The 20460-nt window shown below is 60.6% G+C and carries 20 protein-coding genes; 11 read left to right on the top strand and 9 right to left on the bottom strand.

Features of this window, described 5'->3' with window-relative positions; translation table 11 throughout:
• Nucleotides 1–42 precede the first annotated feature (42 nt).
• The 7 genes from rpmF to O9Z63_RS05680 all read left to right on the top strand — a co-directional run bounded on the left by rpmF (nt 43) and on the right by O9Z63_RS05680 (nt 7247).
• Nucleotides 43–270 (top strand): 50S ribosomal protein L32, encoded by a 228-nt coding sequence (gene rpmF, locus O9Z63_RS05710; protein ID WP_044017914.1) that lies wholly within the window; start codon nt 43–45, stop codon nt 268–270.
• 127 nt (nt 271–397) lie between these two features.
• Nucleotides 398–1339, top strand: coding sequence for a phosphate acyltransferase PlsX (plsX, locus tag O9Z63_RS05705; RefSeq protein WP_270128356.1), 942 nt, complete (start codon nt 398–400; stop codon nt 1337–1339).
• Nucleotides 1340–1395: 56 nt separating this feature from the next.
• A complete protein-coding gene (locus O9Z63_RS05700) occupies nt 1396–2415 on the top strand; it encodes a beta-ketoacyl-ACP synthase III (protein WP_270128355.1) in 1020 nt (339 codons plus the stop codon).
• Between the two features lie 197 nt (nt 2416–2612).
• Entirely contained in the window at nt 2613–3176 is a 564-nt protein-coding gene (gene efp, locus O9Z63_RS05695; protein WP_044017917.1) for an elongation factor P, read from the top strand.
• 22 nt (nt 3177–3198) lie between these two features.
• Nucleotides 3199–3690, top strand: coding sequence for an acetyl-CoA carboxylase biotin carboxyl carrier protein (gene accB, locus O9Z63_RS05690; protein ID WP_270128354.1), 492 nt, complete (start codon nt 3199–3201; stop codon nt 3688–3690).
• 113 nt (nt 3691–3803) lie between these two features.
• A complete protein-coding gene (gene accC, locus O9Z63_RS05685) occupies nt 3804–5150 on the top strand; it encodes an acetyl-CoA carboxylase biotin carboxylase subunit (RefSeq protein ID WP_270128353.1) in 1347 nt (448 codons plus the stop codon).
• A gap of 297 nt (nt 5151–5447) precedes the next feature.
• The gene (locus O9Z63_RS05680; RefSeq protein WP_270128352.1) at nt 5448–7247 is read left to right on the top strand and encodes an alpha-amylase; all 1800 of its coding nucleotides are present in this window, start codon (nt 5448–5450) and stop codon (nt 7245–7247) included.
• A 65-nt stretch (nt 7248–7312) separates the two neighbouring features.
• Here O9Z63_RS05680 and O9Z63_RS05675 read toward each other — a convergent pair whose 3' ends face one another.
• Complete coding sequence (locus O9Z63_RS05675) at nt 7313–7888, bottom strand: DUF3109 family protein (protein ID WP_044017920.1); 576 nt, start codon at nt 7886–7888, stop codon at nt 7313–7315.
• Between the two features lie 157 nt (nt 7889–8045).
• Between O9Z63_RS05675 and O9Z63_RS05670 the strand changes: the two genes are divergently transcribed.
• From O9Z63_RS05670 to O9Z63_RS05655, 4 genes are all read left to right on the top strand, one after another.
• Nucleotides 8046–10328 (top strand): ATP-dependent helicase, encoded by a 2283-nt coding sequence (locus tag O9Z63_RS05670; RefSeq protein WP_408613594.1) that lies wholly within the window; start codon nt 8046–8048, stop codon nt 10326–10328.
• Nucleotides 10329–10462: 134 nt separating this feature from the next.
• Complete coding sequence (locus O9Z63_RS05665; protein WP_270128351.1) at nt 10463–11188, top strand: DUF4290 domain-containing protein; 726 nt, start codon at nt 10463–10465, stop codon at nt 11186–11188.
• Between the two features lie 97 nt (nt 11189–11285).
• Nucleotides 11286–12590 (top strand): UDP-N-acetylglucosamine 1-carboxyvinyltransferase, encoded by a 1305-nt coding sequence (murA, locus tag O9Z63_RS05660; RefSeq protein WP_044017922.1) that lies wholly within the window; start codon nt 11286–11288, stop codon nt 12588–12590.
• A gap of 225 nt (nt 12591–12815) precedes the next feature.
• Nucleotides 12816–13685: a DUF4349 domain-containing protein gene (locus O9Z63_RS05655; protein WP_270128350.1), complete on the top strand. Its 870-nt coding sequence runs from the start codon at nt 12816–12818 to the stop codon at nt 13683–13685.
• Between the two features lie 25 nt (nt 13686–13710).
• Here O9Z63_RS05655 and O9Z63_RS05650 read toward each other — a convergent pair whose 3' ends face one another.
• The 8 genes from O9Z63_RS05650 to O9Z63_RS05615 all read right to left on the bottom strand — a co-directional run bounded on the left by O9Z63_RS05650 (nt 13711) and on the right by O9Z63_RS05615 (nt 20438).
• Nucleotides 13711–14241: a GAF domain-containing protein gene (locus O9Z63_RS05650; protein ID WP_270128349.1), complete on the bottom strand. Its 531-nt coding sequence runs from the start codon at nt 14239–14241 to the stop codon at nt 13711–13713.
• A gap of 88 nt (nt 14242–14329) precedes the next feature.
• Nucleotides 14330–14668 carry a phage holin family protein gene (locus O9Z63_RS05645; protein ID WP_044017925.1) on the bottom strand — a complete coding sequence of 113 codons (339 nt, stop codon included), beginning with the start codon at nt 14666–14668 and terminating at the stop codon, nt 14330–14332.
• Nucleotides 14669–14790: 122 nt separating this feature from the next.
• Entirely contained in the window at nt 14791–15885 is a 1095-nt protein-coding gene (locus tag O9Z63_RS05640) for an agmatinase family protein (RefSeq protein WP_270128348.1), read from the bottom strand.
• Between the two features lie 107 nt (nt 15886–15992).
• Nucleotides 15993–16625, bottom strand: a complete 633-nt coding sequence (locus O9Z63_RS05635; RefSeq protein ID WP_270128346.1) for a chemotaxis protein CheC — start codon at nt 16623–16625, stop codon at nt 15993–15995.
• 65 nt (nt 16626–16690) lie between these two features.
• Nucleotides 16691–18322 (bottom strand): chemotaxis protein CheA, encoded by a 1632-nt coding sequence (locus O9Z63_RS05630; RefSeq protein ID WP_270128345.1) that lies wholly within the window; start codon nt 18320–18322, stop codon nt 16691–16693.
• 3 nt (nt 18323–18325) lie between these two features.
• The gene (locus O9Z63_RS05625) at nt 18326–19396 is read right to left on the bottom strand and encodes a chemotaxis protein CheB (RefSeq protein ID WP_270128344.1); all 1071 of its coding nucleotides are present in this window, start codon (nt 19394–19396) and stop codon (nt 18326–18328) included.
• 82 nt (nt 19397–19478) lie between these two features.
• On the bottom strand, nt 19479–19850 hold the full coding sequence (locus O9Z63_RS05620; RefSeq protein ID WP_044017929.1) for a response regulator: 372 nt from the start codon (nt 19848–19850) through the stop codon (nt 19479–19481).
• An 81-nt stretch (nt 19851–19931) separates the two neighbouring features.
• Nucleotides 19932–20438, bottom strand: a complete 507-nt coding sequence (locus O9Z63_RS05615) for a chemotaxis protein CheW (protein ID WP_270128343.1) — start codon at nt 20436–20438, stop codon at nt 19932–19934.
• Between the last annotated feature and the right edge of the window lie 22 nt (nt 20439–20460).

The raw sequence follows: 20460 nt of genomic DNA, 5'->3' as shown, positions 1-20460 counted from the left end.
AGCCCCTTTTCCTGATTTCAACTTTTCTTTTTTAACTGTACCATGGCTCATCCTAAACGCCGGACCTCCTCCGCCACCCGCGACAAGCGTCGCTCGCACGACAAACTGACCCCGAAAGCTGTAAGCCTCTGCGCTACCACCGGCGAACTGCACCTGCGCCACAAGGCCTATGTAGTGGACGGCGACCTGTACCTGCACGGCAAAGTTGCCATCAAGGACTACGCTCCCGTAGCTGCTCCGGCTGCCGCCTCCGACAACGACGAAGAATAGTCGCGTCGCCGCTTTTCCTGCGGCTGCTCCCCTATTAGTGGCCCCGCTCTGCGCTTTTTAGGCGTAGGGCGGGGCCCGGGAGTTAGCTGCGGGTTTCTCTCCCAGACTCCTCTTTGATACCCCGTACATGAAGATAGCCCTGGACGCTATGGGGGGCGATTTTGCGCCCCAGGCAGCTGTTGACGGTGCTGTGCTGGCTGCCCAACAGCTGGCTGGCAAGGCCCGGATTGTGCTAATCGGCCAGGAAGATGCTGTTCGTCCGCTGCTGGAAAAGCATGGTGCGGCAGCTGCTGAACTGGAGTTGGTGCCGGCCTCGCAGATTATTGAAATGGGCGAGCATCCGGCCAAAGCCTACCAGCAGAAGCAGGATTCCAGCATTGCCGTCGGCTACCGTATGCTGCACACCGGCGAGGTGGAAGCGTTTTGCTCGGCCGGCAACACGGGCGCTATGCTCGTGGGGGCCATGTTCAGCGTGAAGCCGGTTCCGGGCGTTATGCGCCCGGCCATTGCCAACTTTGTACCCAAGCTGCACGGCGGCCTGGGTATTCTGCTGGACGTGGGGGCCAACGCTGAGTGCAAGCCCGAAATGCTGGAGCAATTCGGCGAGCTGGGCTCCCTCTACGCGCAGTACGTGTTGGGCATCGACAAGCCCAAGGTTGGGCTGATGAACCTGGGTGAAGAAGAAGGCAAAGGCACTTCTATCACGCAGGCCGCTCATCAGCTGCTGAAAGTGAACCCCCATATTCACTTCATCGGCAATATCGAAGGGCGCGACCTATTCAACGACAAGGCCGACGTCATCGTCTGCGACGGCTACACCGGCAACGTGATGCTGAAGATGGCCGAGTCCATCTACGACATCATGGCCGACAAGAAGATGCAGGATCCGTTCTTCGACAAGTTCAACTACGAAGCTGTCGGCGGCTCCCCTATCTTGGGCATCAACGACAATGCCATCATCGGGCACGGTGTCAGCACGCCGCTGGCTATCTGCAACATGCTGCTGCAAGGCTACCAGATGGCACATTCCGGCATCTCCGACCAGATAAAAAACACTTTCAAGTCCTAGCGACTAAGTCCGGCCCCGGCCGGATTTTTTCTTGCCGCGCCCCCGACCTTTCTTCAATGAAAATAACCGCTGCAATTACCGGAGTGGGCTCTTACGTGCCCGATTACGTGCTTACCAACCACGAACTCGAGAAGCTGGTAGATACAACCGACGAGTGGATTACCACCCGGACGGGCATTAAGGAGCGTCGCATCCTGAAAGGCGAAAACCAGGGCACTTCGGTGATGGCCATCAAGGCAGTGCAGCAACTGCTGGAGAAAACGGGCACCAAAGCCGAGGACATTGATCTGCTGATCTGCTCGACCACCACCCCGGACCTGGTGTTTCCGGCCACGGCTAACATTATTTCGGCTGCCGTGGGCACCACCAAGGCGTTCAGCTTTGACATGCAGGCCGCCTGTTCGGGCTTCCTGTTTGCGCTGGCCACCGGCGCCCAGTACATCCAGACTGGCACCTACCAGAAGGTAGTGGTGGTGGGTGCCGACAAGATGTCGTCCATCATCGACTACACCGACCGCGCCAACTGCATCATCTTTGGGGATGGCGCCGGCGCCGTGCTGCTCGAACCTAACACGGATGGTTTCGGCGTACTCGACCAGGTGCTCCGCTCCGACGGTAACGGCGAGCAGTATCTGCATCAGAAAGCCGGTGGCAGCCGCCGCCCGCCTTCTTCCGAAACCGTGGCCAACCGCGAGCATTTCGTGTATCAGGAAGGCGCCACGGTGTTCAAATTCGCCGTCACGAACATGGCCAACGTAGCGGCTCAGGTGATGGAGCGCAACCACCTCACCAACGAGGAAGTGGCGTGGCTAGTACCGCACCAGGCCAACAAGCGCATCATTGATGCCACCGCCAACCGCATGGGCGTGGGCCCGGAGAAGGTGATGCTCAACATCCACCGCTACGGCAACACCACCAACGGCACGATTCCGCTGTGCCTGGCCGACTACGAGCAGCAGCTGCGCCGCGGCGACAACCTCGTGCTGGCCGCTTTCGGTGGGGGCTTCACCTGGGGCTCCATCTACCTGAAGTGGGCCTACGACCCCAAACCCGATCCAAACGCCCCCCAGGAATAGCGGCGCGAAAACGGAAAACCTCTATACTTGCACTCCCGTCGTGCCGCCCCGCCACCACTGCCGGGACGGCACTTCTTTTTTCAATTAAGACTTGAGAAGTAAAAATTAGCCATTGGCTCGTTGCTTTCAGCCAGATTTCCAGCCAATGGATAATGTGTACTTCTTGATGCTTAATTCCTAATTCTTAATTCCCACCCATGGCAACCACTGCAGACTTTCGCAACGGGCTCGTTCTGAACTACAACGGCGAATTGCACGTCATCACCGAATTTCAGCACGTGAAGCCCGGCAAAGGCCCGGCCTTCGTGCGCACCAAGCTCCGCAACATCAAAACCGGCCGCGTCATCGACAACACGTTCAATGCTGGCGTAAAAGTGGAGACGGCCCGCGTAGAGCAGCGCCCGCACCAGTACCTGTACAAAGACGACTACGGCTACACGTTCATGGACAACGAGTCGTTTGAGCAGGTAGTGCTGCCCGAGGCCATGGTGCCCTTCGCCGATATCATGAAGGAAGGCCAAGTGGCCACCATCCTGTTCCACGCCGAGACCGAGCAGCCCCTCACGGCCGAGCTGCCGACCACCGTGGAGCTGGTAGTGACCTACACCGAGCCCGGCCTGAAAGGCGACACCGCTACCAACACCCTCAAGCCGGCCATCGTGGAAACCGGCGCCCGCATTCAGGTGCCGCTGTTCATTGATACTGACACCAAAATCCGCATCAAGACCAGCGACTACTCCTATGTCGAAAGAGTCAAGTAAGCAGCCACTCAAGCCTTCCTCCATGAAAGCCAAAGAACTCCAGGACCTCATCGACTTCATCGCCAAGTCGGGACTGAACAAAGTCAACATCGAAACCGAGGAATTTAAAATCTCGGTTCAGCGCGAGCCCAACACCCGCCAGGTGATGAGCGTAGCGGCCCCAGCGCCCCAGGCAGCTCCGGCCGCCGTGGCGGCTCCGGCCCCAGCAGCCCCGGTTGCAGCGGCAGCAGCAGCTCCGGCCCCAGCCGCCGCGGCTCCGGCCGAAGCCGCCAACATGGTACCGCTGAAATCCCCGATGATTGGCACGTTCTACCGCAGCAGCAGCCCCGAAACGCCCGCCTTCATCCAAGTCGGTGACCTGGTGGAGAAAGGTCAGGTGATTTGCATCATTGAGGCTATGAAGCTCTTCAACGAAATTGAAGCCGAGCAGAGCGGCCGCGTGGTAAAAGCTCTGGTGGAAAACGCTTCGCCAGTGGAATACGACCAGCCGCTGTTCCTGATTGAGCCGATGTAATTTTTGGTATGGAGTAGTGAGTACTAAGTAGTGAGACTGGGTAACTCCAGAAATCATGAAGTGGCTGTTGCTCATTACTCACTACTTAATACTCACCACTCAATACTGAACTCGTGTTCAAAAAAATACTGATTGCCAACCGGGGCGAAATTGCGTTGCGCATTATCCGCACCTGCAAGGAGATGGGCATCAAGACGGTGGCTGTGTACTCCACCGCCGACAAGGAAAGCCTGCACGTGCGCTTTGCTGATGAGGCCGTGTGCATCGGCCCACCGGCTTCGTCGCAGAGCTACCTGAGCATCCCGACACTGATTGCCGCCGCCGAAATCACCAACGCTGACGCCATTCATCCGGGTTATGGCTTCCTGAGCGAAAACGCCGAATTCTCGCGCGTGTGCCATGAAAATGGCATCAAGTTCATCGGGGCCTCGCCCGAGATGATCAACCAGATGGGCGACAAGGCTTCGGCCAAAGCCACCATGATCAAGGCCGGCGTACCCTGCATTCCGGGTTCGGTGGGCTTGCTGGAATCGGTGGAGCAGGGCAAGAAGATTGCCGCCAAGATCAAGTACCCCGTTATTCTGAAGGCGACAGCCGGCGGCGGCGGGCGCGGCATGCGCATCATCAACTCCGAAGACGAGTTCGAGAAAGCCTGGAACGACGCCCGCACCGAATCGAAAGCCGCCTTCGGCAACGACGGCATGTACCTGGAGAAGTTTGTGGTGGAGCCCCGCCACATTGAAATCCAGATCTGCGGCGACCAGTTCGGCCACGTGTGCCACCTTTCGGAGCGCGACTGCAGCATTCAGCGCCGCCACCAGAAGCTGGTGGAAGAGGCCCCTTCGCCCTTCATGACCGACGATCTGCGCGAGCGGATGGGCGCAGCCGCCATTGCTGGAGCTGCCGCTATCGGCTACGAAGGCGTGGGCACCATCGAGTTTCTGGTGGACAAGGACCGCAACTTCTACTTCATGGAGATGAACACCCGCATTCAGGTGGAGCACCCCGTGACGGAAGAGGTTATCAACTACGACCTGATCAAGGAGCAGATCAAGGTGGCGGCGGGCATCCCGATTTCGGGCAACAACTACGCCCCCAAGATGCACGCCATGGAGTGCCGCATCAACGCCGAGGACCCAAGCAAGGATTTCCGTCCGTCGCCGGGCAAAATCACGACCCTGCACATCCCCGGCGGCCACGGCGTGCGCGTAGACACGCACGTATATGCCGGCTACCAGATTCCATCGAACTACGACTCGATGATTGCCAAGCTCATCACCGTGGCCCAGACCCGGGAGGAGTGCATCGTGAAGATGAAGCGCGCCCTGAGCGAGTTTGTGGTGGAAGGCGTGAAAACGACGATTCCGTTCCACCTGAAGCTGATGGACAACGCCGACTTCAAGTCGGGCAACTTCACCACGAAGTTCCTGGAAACCTCTTTCGACTTCACGGAGCTGTAAGTTTAGCCCGCTAACCGCCTTCGTTTCAACGCCCGATCTGCTTTGCAGGCCGGGCGTTTTCGTGCGTGGCCCATCCGAAACGGAGCAACACAGCACCAGCTTTGGTCAATATAGTATTATTACAAGCATCCTGATACACAGGCGAATCGGCTAAACATAGCCTCAGGCGCTAAAAATGGCTTATTTTGAATATTAGCCCAAATTCTACACGCAAAATCACTGGGCGTCAATTGAATAATTCTCATAAATCCGGTAGTATTGCTTCGTTCTTTCTTACCACAACCAACTCCCACTTTTATGAGAAAAATGAACGCGCTGGCCCTCTGCGGGCTGGCTGCCGCAGGACTGCTGACGCAAGCCTGCAACAAAGACGCGGTGCAGCCCATGGCAGCCCCAAGCGCCGCCCCGGTCACACAGAGTGCCGTGGCGACCAATGGTGTGATGATGCAGGCCTTCTACTGGGATGTGCCGATCAGCAGCACGCAGGGCACCTGGTGGCAGGTGCTGGGCTCTCGGGCCGCCGAGCTGAAGTCCGCCGGCATTACTGCTCTGTGGCTCCCGCCGGCATACAAAGGCGGCAGCCAGAGCGACGTCGGCTACGGCGTGTATGACCGCTACGACCTGGGCGAGTTCAACCAGAAAGGTACCGTGGCCACGCGCTACGGCACCATCGGGCAGCTGCAGACCGCTATTGGGGCCATGAAGGCCCAGGGCCTGCAGGTGTACGAGGACATGGTGATGAACCACATGACCTGGGCCGACGCCCAGGAAAACGTGAACGGCAACCTGGTGTACACCAAGTTCAACTTCCCCGGCCGCGGCAACACCTACAGCAGCTACAAGTGGACCTTCAACAACTTCACCGGCACGCAGCAGGCGCCCAACAACGGCTGGTACCAGTGGAAAAGCTGGGACTTCCAGCCCTACGCCAACAACGACGCCTACGACAACCTGCTCGGCTCGGAAATCCAGTATAATGGCAACACCAGCAACCAGACCGAGACCATCAACTGGGGCAACTGGATTACCACCAAGATGAGTCTCGACGGCTACCGCCTCGATGCCACCAAGCACATCTACACGCCCTACGTGAACCAGTGGCTGGATGCGGTGAAAACCAACGGCCGCTTTGCCGTTTCGGAGGCGTGGTTCCGCAACCTGCAGGACCTGAAGAACTACGCCGCCGCCACCGGTGGCCGCACCAGCCTCTTCGACGTGCCGCTGCACTACACCTTCCAGGACATGAGCAACGGCAACGGCGCCTGGGACATGCGCGGGCTGCAGTTCGCCGGTTTCACTGAGTCGAACCCGACGCTGTCGGTGTCGTTCGTGGATAACCACGACACCGACCACCCCGGCGCCCTGTACTCGCCCGTGACCAACCTCAAGATGCTGGCCTACGCCTACATCCTGACCCGCGCCAACGGCTACCCCTGCGTGTTCTACAAGGACTACTACAACTACGGCCTCGGCAACCAGATTAAAACCCTCAACGGCATCCGCCAGGCCAACGCCTACGGTGCCGCCGCCGAGTACACCAGCGTGAACGACGCCGACGTGTACGTGTACTCCCGCGCCGGCGACGCCTCGCACAAAGGCCTGCTCCTGCTGCTCAACGACGGCAGCACGGCCCGCACCAAAACGGTGACCACGCCCTTCAAGAGCGCCACGCTGACCGACAAAACCGGCAACAACACCAGCACCGTGACCACCGATGCCAACGGCACCGGCAACTTCCCGGTGAATGCCCGCAGCTACTCGGTATGGGTGCCCGGCGGCACCGTCACGACGCCTCCATCCACCACTACCACGGCTGTTTCGTTTAACGTGACGTATAGCGGCACCGTATCGGGGCAGGATGTGTACGTGCTGGGCAGCACCGCCCAGCTCGGCGCCTGGAACACGGCCAACGCCATCAAGCTGAGCGGCGCCTCCTTCCCCGTGTGGAAAGGCACCATCAACCTGACCAGCGGCACCAGCGTGCAGTACAAGTACATCCGCAAGGATGCCGCCGGCAACGTGCTCTATGAAGGCGGCGCCAACCGCACCTTCACGCCCACCGGCACCAGCCAGACGCGCACCGAAACGTGGCAGTAAGCTGGTTTTAGTAACCTGAAAAGCATGTAAAAGAAAAGGCCGGCTGTATAGCCGGTCTTTTTTGCTTATTCGGCAGGGTTGCCGTGCTCGATTTCGTGCACCAGCTCGCCGTACCAGTCCTCGCCGTACTTGCGGATCAAGGGCTCTTTCAGGAACTGATAAACGCGCACGCCCAGGTTGGCGCCGAAGCTGCAGGCGGGCGAGCAGATGCTCCACCGGTCGTAGTTGAGGGCCTCGAAGCCGTCGTACTTGGTGATGCGGATGGGGTATAGGTGGCAGCTGATGGGCTTCTTGAAGCTGGTGGCGCCAGCTAGGTAGGCCTGCTCGATGCCGCACTTTAGGATGCCCCGTTCGTCATAGAGGGCGTAGGCGCACTCCCGGTCGTTGATGGTGGTGGTGCTGTAGTCGCCTTCCCAGTCTTTGATGTAGAGGCCCTGGGCCTCGATGGCCTGCTGGCCGGCCTCGGTGAGGAAGGGCTTGATGGCGGCGTACTCCTGCTCCAGGATGGCCAGCTCGGCGTCTTCGAGCGGCGCGCCCAGGTCGCCTTCCACGCAGCAGGCGCCCTTGCAGGCTTCGAGGTTGCAGACGAAGAAATTATCCCGAACGTCGTCGGAAATCAGGGTGTTCTGGATCTGAATCATGGTAGTAGGGTTCCGCAGCGCCTGCCGACGGTTTTGCAGTGTGCCGGAGAACAGTCGGCGGCAAAACCGCCGGGGCCCACGGCAGGAAATCGGAAACACAAAGATAACCCTGTTTCGTGGCCCGGCTGCAATGCCGTACCTTTGCTAACAAGCCAATATGCTTAGCCAACACCGCATGGGACTCGATTATCATTCCTTACTGAACCCCTCGCAGGCCGCCGCCGTCATGCAGATTGAAGGCCCCTGCATGATTATAGCCGGCGCGGGCTCGGGCAAAACCCGGGTGCTGACCTACCGCATTGCCAACCTGCTGGAGCAGGGCGTCAATCCGTTCAACGTGCTGGCCCTCACCTTCACCAACAAGGCCGCCAAGGAGATGCGCGCCCGCATTGAGAAGGTGGTGGGCCCCGAGGCCAAAAACCTGTGGATGGGCACCTTCCACAGCATTTTCGCGCGTATTCTGCGCTCCGAGGCCGACAAGATGGGCTACCCCCGCTCCTTCACCATCTACGACACGCAGGACAGCAAAACCCTCATCGGCCAGATCCTGAAGGAAATGGAGCTCGACGACAAGCTCTACAAGCCGAACATGGTGCTGAGCCGGATTTCGTCGGCCAAGAACAAGCTAATTTCGGTGCAGCAGTACGTCAACGACCCCGTAATCCGGCAGGACGACGAGGCGGCGCTGCGGCCCAAGCTGGGCGCCATCTACCAGCAGTATGCCGCCCGCTGCTTCAAGGCCGGGGCCATGGACTTCGACGATCTGCTTTACCAGACCAACGTGCTGTTCAAGGACCACCCCGACGTGCTGAACAAGTACCAGAACATGTTCCGGTACGTGATGGTGGACGAGTACCAGGACACCAACTACTCCCAGTATCTGATTGCGCGCAAGCTGGCCGCCAAGGAGCGCAACATCTGCGTGGTGGGCGACGACGCGCAGAGCATCTACGCCTTCCGGGGCGCTGATATTCAGAACATCCTCAACTTCGAGAAAGATTACCCCGAACTGCAGGTGTTCAAGCTGGAGCAGAACTACCGCTCTACCAAGAACATCGTGTGGGCGGCCAACTCGGTTATCAAGAACAACCAGGCCCAGCTGCGCAAGGACGTTTTCTCGGACAATGAGGAAGGCCCGCTGATTGAGGTACTGAAGGCTGCCTCCGACAACGAGGAGGGTAAGCTGGTGGCCCAGAGCATCTACGAGGACAAGATGAACCAGCATCTGTCGTACGACGACTTTGCCATCCTGTACCGCACCAACGCCCAGAGCCGGGCCATGGAGGAATCGTTGCGCAAGCTCAACATCAAGTACAAGATTGTAGGCGGCCTGAGCTTCTACCAGCGCAAAGAAATCAAGGATTTGGTGGCTTACCTGCGCCTTACGGTGAACCCCAACGACGAGCAGGCGTTGCGCCGCGTCATCAACTACCCCAAGCGCGGCATCGGCGACACCACCATTGCCAAGCTGCTCAGCGCGGCCGAGGAAAGCAACCACACCATCTGGGAAGTGGTGGCCAACGCCGACCAGTTTCTGCCGGCCCGTGCCGCCAACCCGATTGTGGACTTCGCCGAGAAAATTAAGGCGTACACGGCCATTGCGGCCAAGGACGATGCCTTCGAGGCGGCCAAGTTCATTGCCAAGAACTCGGGCATGATTGAGGAGCTCTACGCCGATAAGAGCATCGAGGGCCTGAGCCGCTACGAGAACATCCAGGAACTATTGAACGGCGTGAAGGCTTTCGTGGAAGACCCCGAGCGCGAGGAAAAAACGCTGGGCGCCTTCCTGCAGGACATTGCCCTGGTGACCGACGCCGACACCAAGGACGCCCAGGCCGAGGGCGAGCAGGTGACCATGATGACCATTCACTCGGCCAAGGGCCTGGAATTCCGCAACGTCTATATCGTGGGCATGGAGGAAAACCTGTTCCCGAGCCAGATGATGATTACCTCCAAGGCCGATCTGGAAGAGGAGCGCCGCCTGTTCTACGTGGCCATCACCCGGGCCGAGAAAAAGCTGACCCTGAGCTACGCCACCTCCCGCTACCAGTGGGGCAACCTGCGCAGCTGCGAGAAAAGCCGCTTCCTCGACGAAATCGACCCAAAATTCGTCGACTTCAAGTATTCGGCCGGCCCCGGGCCCGACCGCGCCGGGCCGGGCGAGTCGCCGTTCGGGCACGTGTTTGAGCGCCGCTCGAACCTGATTCCGCCCGCGCCGCGTAAGACAGCTGCCACCAAGTACGTGGCACCGGCCGATTTCGTACCTTCCGACACCAGCAACCTGCAAACCGGCCAGCGCGTCGAGCATCCCAAGTTCGGCTTTGGCCAGGTAACCAAGCTGGAAACCGTGCAGGGCACCACCAAAGCCATTATCAACTTCGACGAGGTCGGCGAGAAGACGTTATTGCTGAGTTTTGCGAAATTGCGCGTGCTGGGCTAACCGTTGTTCCGGGCCGCACGCCGCCGCCAGGCGCGCCTACCCACCGGCTAACGCTGCTTTGCTGGTACAATCCGGAACAACAGCCTCCTATTTTTGCACTGCCGCTGGCCTGCGCCGGCGCTTATTTTCTTAGAATGCCCCTTCCCATCTTACATAAACACGAGCTGCTCCAGCGCGAGTACGGCCAAACCACTTTTCAGCTCATTCAGGGCCTGCGCGAAGTGGAAGACAAGGCCGAGCGCACGCGCCGCGCCACGCAGATCGTGCAGCTGATTTTCCGGCTGCAGCCCAGCCTGCGCGACCAGCCCAACTCCCAGGAGAAAGTCTGGAACCACCTCTACGAGATGGCCGATGAAGACCTGGATATTGACGCGCCCTTCCAACTGAAAGGCCTGAAAGAGCTGCATCAGCAGCCCAAGCCCCTCGCCTACCCCGAGAAAAACCTCAAGCTGCGCGCCTACGGCCGCGGTGTGGAGCTGATGGTGGAGAAAGCCCTCACGCTGGAAGACCCCACGGAACGCGAGCAGGCCACCATCACCATCGGCCGCACGATGAAGTTCCTGTACCGCTCGCACAACAAGGAAAACGCCAAGGACGTCACGATCCTGAAGCACCTGAAGGACTTGTCCGGCGGCCAGCTCACCCTGGACCCGGCCACCGTGGAAGCACAGAGCCTGTTTGAAATGGCCGCCGCTCCGGCCGTTGCCGGTGGTCGTCCGGCTCCGTTCATTGTGCCCCAGCCGCGCCAGGAGCGCGAAGGTCGCCGCAGCGGCAACGGTGGTGGCAACGGCAACCGCCGCGACAAGCAGCGCCGGGGCGGCAAAAAGGGCCGCCAGGAACCACAGCAGCCTCCGCAGTAAGCACACCTCTGCCGCAAGCTACCCGCTTGCTTCTCTTTATTCCAACCATTTCAATCAGCTTGCCGCCTGTAGCTTACGGCTGGTAGCTCAATAACACATGGCTTCATTTGAAGTAATTGGCGGGCATCCGCTGAAGGGTGAAATCGTGCCGCAGGGCGCAAAAAACGAGGCCCTGCAAATCCTCTGCGCCGTGCTGCTCACGCCAGAGCCCGTCACGATTTCCAACATCCCCGACATCCGCGACGTTAACAAGCTGATTGAGCTGCTGCGCGACATGGGCGTGAAGGTGGGCAAGCTGGCCTCCGACACCTACCGGTTTCAGGCCGACGCCGTCAACCTCGACTACCTCGATACGCCCGAGTTCATTGCTCAGGCTGGCGCGCTGCGCGGCTCGGTGATGATTCTGGGCCCGATGCTGGCCCGCTTCGGCAAGTGCCAGCTGCCCAAGCCCGGCGGCGACAAAATCGGCCGGCGGCCGATGGATACACACTTTTTGGGCCTGGAGAAGCTCGGCGGCAAGCTCACGCTGGAAGGCACCGACTTCTACCGCATCAAGGCCGAAAACGGCCTGACCGGCGCCTACATGATGCTGGACGAGGCTTCCGTAACGGGCACCGCCAATATTCTGATGGCCGCCGCGCTGGCCCAGGGCACTACCACCATCTACAACGCCGCCTGCGAGCCGTATCTGCAGCAGCTGTGCAAGATGCTGGTGCGCATGGGCGCGAAAATCAACGGCATCGGCTCCAACCTGCTCACCATTGAGGGCGTGCAAAGCCTCGGCGGCACCGAGCACCGCATGCTGCCCGACATGATTGAAATCGGCTCCTTCATTGGTCTGGCGGCCATGACGGGCTCGGAAATCACCATCAAGGACTGCCAGATTCCGGAGCTGGGCATCATCCCCGACACGTTCCGCAAGCTGGGCATCAAGCTGGAGTTCCGCGGCGACGACATCCACATTCCGGCCCAGGACCACTACGAAATTGCCACCTACCTCGACGGCTCCATCCTGACGGTTTCCGACCACACCTGGCCCGGCTTCACGCCCGACCTGCTCAGCATTGTGCTGGTGGTGGCCACCCAGGCCAAAGGCACGGTGCTTATTCACCAGAAGATGTTCGAGTCGCGCCTGTTCTTCGTTGACAAGCTCATCGACATGGGCGCGCAGGTGATTCTCTGCGACCCGCACCGCGCCACCGTCATCGGCCTCGACCAGCGCCAGAAACTGCGCGGCATCAGCATGACCTCCCCCGACATCCGGGCCGGCGTGGCTTTGCTGATTGCGGCCCTCTCTGCCGAAGGCCGCAGCGTGATTGAGAACGTGGAGCAGATTGACCGCGGCTACCAGTACATCGACCAGCGCCTCACCGCCCTCGGCGCCAAGATTCGCCGCCTGTAGGCTGTTTGATTTTCCTACACACAAATGCCCGGTTGCCGCTTTGGCAGCCGGGCATTTCGCGTTTCAGCTGGCTGGCTCAGCTGTATTTGAAAGCGGCTATACTGTTTCAGTTGGCGGCAGCGTTTGCCGGATGAATGGTTGGGAGTGGCAGCGGGCAGGTTGATTGTTTCATTTATTCCATTCCGTGCTATGCGTATCAGGCCACTTGCCCAGCTGCTGTTTGTATTGCTTGCAACGTCTTGCGCCGACCACCCCGCCGAACCGGCCGGAGAAGTGGAAGCCGCCGGCGAAGCGCGGCCCGCCGTGATGATGTCTCCTTCCTCTGCTGAGTACGAGGAGTCGGTGGATAAGCTGGCAATAGCGCCCGAAGCACCCGTTCCACCACCGCCCGGCCTGGGCGCACCTGCTACCAATGAGGCCAAGCCGGCGGCCACCCGCAAACTGGTATACCATGCTGAAGTCCAGATCAAAGTAGCCGACCTGCCAGCAGCCAACCAGCAGGTGGACAGCCTCATCCGCGCATTTGGGGCCTACGCGGAGGAAATATCGGAAACCCGCGAAGACGAACAGTGGCGGCACCACGTGAAGCTCCGGGTAGCGCCGGCCCGCTTCGAGGCCCTGCTCGGCGGCCTCAACCGCCTGGGCACCCTCCGCCACAAAGAGCTCAGCACCGACGACGTAACCACCCAGCACGCCGACATATCGGCGCGGCTGCGCTCCAAGCGGGCACTCGAGCAACGCTACCTAGCCCTGCTGGGCCAAGCGCGCAAAGTGGCGGACATTCTGGAGATAGAGGAGAACATGGGCGAAATCAGGGAGGACATTGAGGCCACCGAAAGCCGCCTGCGCACCCTCGACAACGAGGTGGCCTACTCCACCATCACGCTGAACTACTACCAGGAACTGGCGCGCCCCACCCCCGACCAGCCAGTGCTGTCGTTTGGCAGCCGGCTGCTGGAATCCTTCTACAGCGGCTGGCAGCTGCTCACCAACCTAGTGCTGGGCGTGGTAGCCAACTGGCCGCTGGTTGCGCTGCTGGGGCTGGCCGTGGCAATGCTGCGCTTCTGGTGGCGGCGCCGTCGCCGGGCAGCCTGACCGTTGGGCTGCTCGGCGGCGGGCCTCAGATCGTCGTCACGGTCTGCATATAGGCCTTGATGGGCGCCACCAGCAGCGGCAGGATGCTTTCAATGGCAGCACGCTCATCGGCGGTCCAGGCGCGGGGCTGCCCAAACAGGCAGGGCTGCAGGATGCCCCACAGCTGGCCGTGCTCGGTGATGTGGGCGTGAATGAGGGCCCGGTGGCCGAAGGTTTTGTGCTCGAAGGCGCGGTTGAGTACCGTGGGTGGCGCGGTTTCCACGTCTTCCACAAACACGGAGGGCTTGGCCGCCAGCGCCGCCCGAAACAGCGGGTCTTCCTGCGGCAGGGCGGTGGTATCGTCCTGCCAGTCGTGGATGGGGTTCGGGATGTCGGTGTGGCGGCGCCAGCAGAGCGCAATACGGCCGCGGCCCGCTGCCGGGTCGCGCACGTACAGAAAGCAGCGGTCGGCGGCCAGCGCCTGCCCGACTAGCTCCAGCACCTGCGTGAGGGCAGCGGCCGGCGCAGTTTCTGCCGCCAGCGTCCGGCGCACGTCGGTAGGTAAGGTAGTGGTCATACCAATCAAGGTTATGCATGAGGGTGAGGCATAAAAAACCCCGGCTGCACAGGCAGCCGGGGTTGTCTACGCTAACAGGCGCCGGACGTTAGTCTACCACCATGTCCACGATGGACGTCACGACGGACAGCACCACGCTAAAGAGTAGCGCGTACAGGAAATTGTCCACCGAGAAGCCCGAAAGCATGGCGTCGGCAATCATGACGATAGCCGCGTTGATAACCAGCAGGAACAGGCCCAGCGTGAGCACCGTAATCGGGAAGCCGAGCAGCTTGAGAATGGGCTTGAGCACGGCGTTGAGCACGGCCAGCACAATCACCAGCAAAATGGCGTCGCCGAAGCCGGCAATGTGGGCGCCGGGCAGGAAGTTGGCCAGCACGTACGTGATAACGGCCGTGAGCAGGAATTTGAGAATGAAACCTACCATGGAAAAGTGTGGAGTTAGGGAAGTGAAGGAGAGAAAATCTGGTCGGTGTACGTACCCTCGTCAAAAAGGATAAGACCAGGGCTATACTTCCCTTCTATCCCACGCTCCGGCCGGCGCCGCGGCTACTTATCGGCGCCCCGGTCCTGCAGGCGGCCCTGCGACACGCCCATCCAGTTGGCCATGCTGTAGAGCAGACGGGCACCTACAATGGCGTTCCACTCGGTGTCGCCGGGGCCCACTTCGTTCAGGTCGCAGCCGATGATGGTACGGCCCGAGCGCACCACCGCCCGAATCAGGTACAGGGCCTCCTCAAACTCCAGGCCGCCGGGCACGGGCGTGCCGGTGCCGGGGCACAGCTTGGGGTCGAGGCCGTCGATGTCGAAGCTCAGGTACACTTTCTGGGGCAGCTGCGCGATAATCTTGCCGCACACCTTCTTCCACGACTTCTTGGCGAACCGCTCGTCGCTCAGAAACCGGTTGTGGAACATGGTGATGCGGCCCTTGCTCTGCTCCACCATCTCGGCTTCCTGCTGGCACAGGTCGCGAATGCCTACCTGCACCAGCTTCTTCACCTGCGGCAGCTTCAGGGCATTGTACATGATGGAAGCGTGCGAAAACTCAAACCCCTCGTAGGCGGGGCGCAGGTCGCAGTGCGCGTCAATCTGCAGAATGCCAAACTCCTCGTGGCGCTCGGCCAACGCGTGCATATAGCCCAGCGGCGTGCTATGGTCGCCGCCGAGAAGCACTACGCCTTTGCCGGCGTCGAGGTAGGCGCCGGTTTTCTGCTTGAGATACTGCAGCAGCGCCTCGCCACGCTGGTTGATGTGGGCCGGGGCTGTCGAATACTTGGCGTGGTCGGCCTCGGGCTCGCCTTCTTCCAGCCAGCCGATGTATGCTTCGGCGCGGGGGCGCAGCTCCTGGCTTTCGGCTGCCACTTTCTCGTCGTCGTCTTCCATGGCCAAACCCATGCGCCAGGCTTCGGGCAGGTCCGGGTCGTAGAGGTCCACCTGCAGCGAAGCGTCGCGGATGGCGGCGGGGCCTTCGGCGGTGCCGGCCCGGTACGAAACGGTTACTTCCCACGGCACAGGCACTATCACCACCTGGGCTTCATCTACGGTGAAGGGCAGGCCATACACCCCGCCCTGCGCGTCGCCGAGGGCGTTAGGGTCGAAGGCGGCAAGTTTTTTCTCTAGACTGGTTGGAGTCGGCTGGGCCATACTATCGGGGAAACAGGAAAAAGATGGGCAAAAATAAATAACCACTCCGTAAGAGCCGCCGCACAGCGCCCTACAGAGTGGTTACAAAGTCTTAAGAGAGTCGTCAGCTAAGCCGGCGTGCCGCCCAGAAAGTCGTAGGTGCGGATGATTTCCAGGATCTTGACAAAGGTAGCCCGGTCGAAAAACAGCATCAGCGGCAGTTCTACCGAATATTCGGCGTCGGAAAACTGGGTGATAACCGAAAAAATCATGGGCTGCACCGGCGGCTGGGTTTCCAGCAGGTTCTGCAGGCTGTCGGCCAGGTCGCCGCGCGGCGCTGACGGCGGAGCGCCGTAGATGTTGGCCTTAAGAATATTGGCCAGTTGCGTGACCAGGGCGCCAGTGATAATGTTGCTGATTTCCAGCAGCAGCGACTCCTGCATCTCATCGATTTGGATGGAGGCGGAGGTATTCATCCGCAGACAAACCTTGGAGAGGCGCTGCACATGCTGCCCCGAGAAAAACATGAGCGTGGTGCCGTTGAAGTCCCCGCGGATGTCGGACAGAATCGGCACGTTGGTTTTCTGAATCTCCCGCACCATCTCCAGCATGCCCTTGCCGGGCATCAGGTCGAGGCTGGGAACTTCCAGCAGCACCCGCTCCTGCGCAATTACGGCGAAGGAGTCGGCGGCGCGAGCCAGTCCTATGTTCAGAATCTCACGGACGACGTCGCGCTCCATCTCTGTCATGTGCAAGTCCATATGGTTCAATCAGTTGGCCAAAGTTTACCGCGGAGCGGCTGCTTCGGAGTCAGCATTACGTATTTTCAGACTCGTCGGGCTATAAACAGACGAGTTAAAGCCGGAACGTCCAGCACCAGACACACCTGCCCGCTTCCAAGCAGGGTGACGCCGCCAAACAATTCAATGGTATCCAAGGGTTTGCTCATGGGCTTGATGACGATGTTCTGCTGACGCAGAAACCGGTCAACGATCAGGCCCAGCTTGCGGTTGTTGTAGGCAATGATGATGATGTCCTGGCGGCCTTCGAGCTCGGTGCGGTTGGCGGGCGGCAGCGGGCCGTCGCCATTATGCAGCAGACGGCGCAAACTTACCACTGGCACGTTTTCGCCCTGCACCTCGGCCATCAGCACGCCGCCCACCACGTGCAGCACGTCCGGCATCAGCGACACCACGGAATCGGTGTGCATGAGTGGAATGGCGTAATTGCGGCCATCCAGCTCGAAGAGCAGCGCGCCTTTCACGGCAATGGACGTAGGCAGCACGAGCGTAAACGTGGTGCCCTTGCCCAGCACGGAATCCACGCGCAGCTGCCCGCCCAGCGAGTCAATGGCGAGCTTTACCACGTCGAGGCCCACGCCCCGGCCGGAAATTTCCGTTACCTCTTTGGCCATCGAAAAGCCCGGCTCGAACAGGAAGGCCCGCACGGCGGCATCGTCGAGGTGGCGGGCTGCTTCTTTGCTCACTAGGCCGCGCTCTATGGCCTTGCGGCGCACATTTTCCACGTCGATACCGCGGCCGTCGTCGGCCACCCGAATCAGCACGTCGTCGCGTTCTGTTTGGGCCGAAAGCACCAGGTTGCCTTGGGCGGGCTTGCCGGCCTTCTCCCGGTCGGCGGGGGTTTCCAGGCCGTGGCCAATGGCGTTGCGCACTAGGTGCAGCAGGGCATCAGTGATGATCTGCAGGATGTTGCGGTCAATCTGAATGTCCTGGCCCAGCAGCGTGAGCTCCACCTGCTTTTTCTCGGCCGTGGCTACGTCGCGCACCACCCGCGGAAACTTGTTCAGCAGCGAGCCCACGTTCACCAAGCGGGCATCCATCACGGAATACTGCAGCTCGTCGGTGATGCGGAACAGGTGCGCCGCCGTGGCCTGCAGCGCCGGATGCCCGATTTCCTGGCTCAGAGTCAGAATTCGGTCCCGGTCGATTATCAGCTCTCCTACCAGATTCAGCAGGTGGTCGAGCTTTTTGATCTGGATGTAGACCAGGTCGGAGAGCTCCAGCTTGCGGTTGGCGTCCTCGTCGTCCTTCTCTTCTTCTTCCAGAATCGGCTCCTCTCCGTTCACTAGCCGCTCCAGGTTGGCCAGCAGCGGCGCGCTGTCGGGCATGGTCGACTCGTCTTCCACGGCCCGGATCATGGCGCTCAGCACGTCAACGCCCATGAACAGCACCTTGGCCAGGCTGCCGCTGAACTCCCGGTCCTTGCTGCGAATCAGGCCGAAGATGGTTTCCATGTTGTGGGCCACCTCCCCGATCTGCACAAACCCCATAGCCCGCGAGTTAGACTTGAGGTTGTGCATGAGCCGGAACAGCTCGTTCAGGGCCTGCTGGTCCTGCGGGTTGCGCTCCAGCTCACTGATGTGCCGGCTCATGCCGTCGTAGGCTTCCAGCGCCTCGGCCATGTAGATTTCCCGATATTCCTGCTCGCGTGATTTCATAGGTTAAAAAGCGCGGGCAGGAATAAGATGGGGCAGCCGCGCCTGCGCGGAAGCCTGCTGGAACAGGGCAACGTGCCGGCCAATGGCCTTGGGTAGCTCGTGGAGGGGCAGCACAGCATTAGCCCACCCCGCCTGAATTACTGATTTGGGCATGGAAAACACGGCCGAGGAAGCTTCATCCTGCACCAGCACCGTGCCACCGTGCTGCCGGATGGCCTGAGCCCCCAGCGTACCGTCGCGTCCCAGGCCGGTCAAGACCACCCCCAGCACGTTGCGGCCCACCGTGCGGGCGGCCGAGCGCATCAGCACGTCCAGAGACGGTTCGTCGCCGGATGGGCTGAGCTCGGCGGTGAATTCCGTCTGCCAGGCCTGCCACGGGCTGTTGGCAGCGGCCGTAACCAGGGAGTTGCGGCCACCGGGCGCCACCACAATCTGCCCGGGCTGCAGCACTACCCCCGCGCCTCCCGCCACTACGGGCAGGGCCGTAGCCCGCCGCAACCGGTCGACGAACGACGATAGAAAAGAGGCCGGCAGATGCACGGCCACCAGCACCGCACAGGACAGCGTGGTGGGCAGGGCCCGCACCAGTTGCTCGACCGCCAGCGTGCCGCCCGTAGAGCCGCCCACTATCACCAAGCCGGTAGCAATGCCGGGGACGGCTGTGGCTGCCGTAGGCTGTGCCAACGGGCGCACGGGCGCCGGCATGGCCTGCCGCACCTGACGCAGCAGTTCGGCCGCCCAGAGCGGCTGCCCAGAGTCGGGCTGAAAGTAACCATAAACGCCCCAGGCTGCTACCTCGCGCAGCATTCCCGGCAGCGGCGGCGCCTCTGCGAAAAGCAGCACGGGGATAGTGGCCGACCGGCGCAACTGCTCGATATCGCGCAGCTGGTTTTGCCCCACGATGATCAGGCTGGGCCGGAGCCGACGGGCCGCCGCCGGCAGATCCGTCCCCGCATCTGCGCCGCCCACCACCTGCCAGTCTGGCTGGCCCTGAAACAGGCGCAGCAGCCGTAGCCGCAGAGCAGTGGGCAGGTTACCCAGCAGAATGGTAAAAGAAAGGGAACGGTCGGACACGGATAAGAAACTAAGCAGGCAGGCGGCCGGCAACGGTTGGCGCTACCGGCTACCCACCAGAAAAGGCAATGCGGTATTCAGGCTATTCGGCAGGCTGCAGGGCAGTGCTGACGATTTCCAGCACCTTCTCCTCAGAGAAAGGCTTCACGATATAGGCCGATGCCCCGCTTTCCAGCGCTTCGGTCACGATAACCTCCTGCCCTACGGCGCTACACATCACCACTTTCACGTCCGGGTCGTTGAGGCGGATGCCTTTGAGCACGTCCAGTCCGGTGTTGTCGGGCAGAATCACGTCCAGGGTAATCAGGTCGGGTTTGGTGGCGGCCGCCATTTCAAGCGCCTGCTGGCCGTTGGCGGCTTCTCCTACTACCTCGTAGCCGGCATCGGTGAGCATGTTCTTGAGCATCGTGCGCATGTAGAAAGAGTCGTCGACGATGAGAATGCGGTTTTTCATAAGAAGCAATTCAAAAAACGGGAAGAATGAGGGCCAAAAGGGGAAAGCCGAGCTTTGTACGGCGAAGCGCCGGCAAAGATGTTAGCGCGTTTGAAGCTGCATAATCTCTGAGGGGGTCAGCAGCTTCATCATATCGAGTACGATGATGATGCGGCCATCCACCTTCACGATTCCCTCAATGTATTTGTCGTTGATGTTGATGTCCTGAATGAACTCAGGCGCTTTTTCGATGCTGGAGGCCGGAATCGACAGTGGCGTGGGCACTTCACGGACTACAATCCCGATGGTGTAGTCCTTAGCTTCAATGGCCAGCGTGTACGACAGCGCCGGCAATTCCTCCTCGAAGCTCCGCAGGCCGAAGCGCTGCTCCAGGTCGATGATGGCAATGATGTCGCCGCGCAGGTTGGCAATGCCTTTCACGAACGGCGGCGTTTTGGGCATGCGCGCAATTTCGGGTGTCAGCGTCACTTCCTTCACCTGCTCGATGCGCAGGCCATACTCCTCGCTTCCGAGCCGGAAAACGATAAGCTGGATGATGGTGTCGGGCTTCGACGTCTTTTTGTCGCTGGATTGTTCAGCTTCGGCCATATGGCAAAGATGTTCCTGGCTG

This window comes from Hymenobacter yonginensis (genome assembly GCF_027625995.1).
In the GTDB taxonomy this organism is placed as follows: domain Bacteria; phylum Bacteroidota; class Bacteroidia; order Cytophagales; family Hymenobacteraceae; genus Hymenobacter; species Hymenobacter yonginensis.
The sequence above is the reverse complement of the archived record's forward strand: the minus strand, read 5'-3'. Positions and strand labels throughout refer to the sequence as shown.

What these genes read in the sequence shown, in the direction of transcription:
- rpmF (WP_044017914.1), top strand. Translation starts at nt 43, where the DNA reads ATGGCTCATCCTAAACGCCGGACCTCCTCCGCCACCCGCGACAAGCGT.
- plsX (WP_270128356.1), top strand. Translation starts at nt 398, where the DNA reads ATGAAGATAGCCCTGGACGCTATGGGGGGCGATTTTGCGCCCCAGGCA.
- O9Z63_RS05700 (WP_270128355.1), top strand. Translation starts at nt 1,396, where the DNA reads ATGAAAATAACCGCTGCAATTACCGGAGTGGGCTCTTACGTGCCCGAT.
- efp (WP_044017917.1), top strand. Translation starts at nt 2,613, where the DNA reads ATGGCAACCACTGCAGACTTTCGCAACGGGCTCGTTCTGAACTACAAC.
- accB (WP_270128354.1), top strand. Translation starts at nt 3,199, where the DNA reads ATGAAAGCCAAAGAACTCCAGGACCTCATCGACTTCATCGCCAAGTCG.
- O9Z63_RS05680 (WP_270128352.1), top strand. Translation starts at nt 5,448, where the DNA reads ATGAGAAAAATGAACGCGCTGGCCCTCTGCGGGCTGGCTGCCGCAGGA.
- O9Z63_RS05675 (WP_044017920.1), bottom strand. Translation starts at nt 7,888, where the DNA reads ATGATTCAGATCCAGAACACCCTGATTTCCGACGACGTTCGGGATAAT.
- O9Z63_RS05670 (WP_408613594.1), top strand. Translation starts at nt 8,046, where the DNA reads ATGCTTAGCCAACACCGCATGGGACTCGATTATCATTCCTTACTGAAC.
- O9Z63_RS05665 (WP_270128351.1), top strand. Translation starts at nt 10,463, where the DNA reads ATGCCCCTTCCCATCTTACATAAACACGAGCTGCTCCAGCGCGAGTAC.
- murA (WP_044017922.1), top strand. Translation starts at nt 11,286, where the DNA reads ATGGCTTCATTTGAAGTAATTGGCGGGCATCCGCTGAAGGGTGAAATC.
- O9Z63_RS05650 (WP_270128349.1), bottom strand. Translation starts at nt 14,241, where the DNA reads ATGACCACTACCTTACCTACCGACGTGCGCCGGACGCTGGCGGCAGAA.
- O9Z63_RS05645 (WP_044017925.1), bottom strand. Translation starts at nt 14,668, where the DNA reads ATGGTAGGTTTCATTCTCAAATTCCTGCTCACGGCCGTTATCACGTAC.
- O9Z63_RS05640 (WP_270128348.1), bottom strand. Translation starts at nt 15,885, where the DNA reads ATGGCCCAGCCGACTCCAACCAGTCTAGAGAAAAAACTTGCCGCCTTC.
- O9Z63_RS05635 (WP_270128346.1), bottom strand. Translation starts at nt 16,625, where the DNA reads ATGGACTTGCACATGACAGAGATGGAGCGCGACGTCGTCCGTGAGATT.
- O9Z63_RS05630 (WP_270128345.1), bottom strand. Translation starts at nt 18,322, where the DNA reads ATGAAATCACGCGAGCAGGAATATCGGGAAATCTACATGGCCGAGGCG.
- O9Z63_RS05620 (WP_044017929.1), bottom strand. Translation starts at nt 19,850, where the DNA reads ATGAAAAACCGCATTCTCATCGTCGACGACTCTTTCTACATGCGCACG.
- O9Z63_RS05615 (WP_270128343.1), bottom strand. Translation starts at nt 20,438, where the DNA reads ATGGCCGAAGCTGAACAATCCAGCGACAAAAAGACGTCGAAGCCCGAC.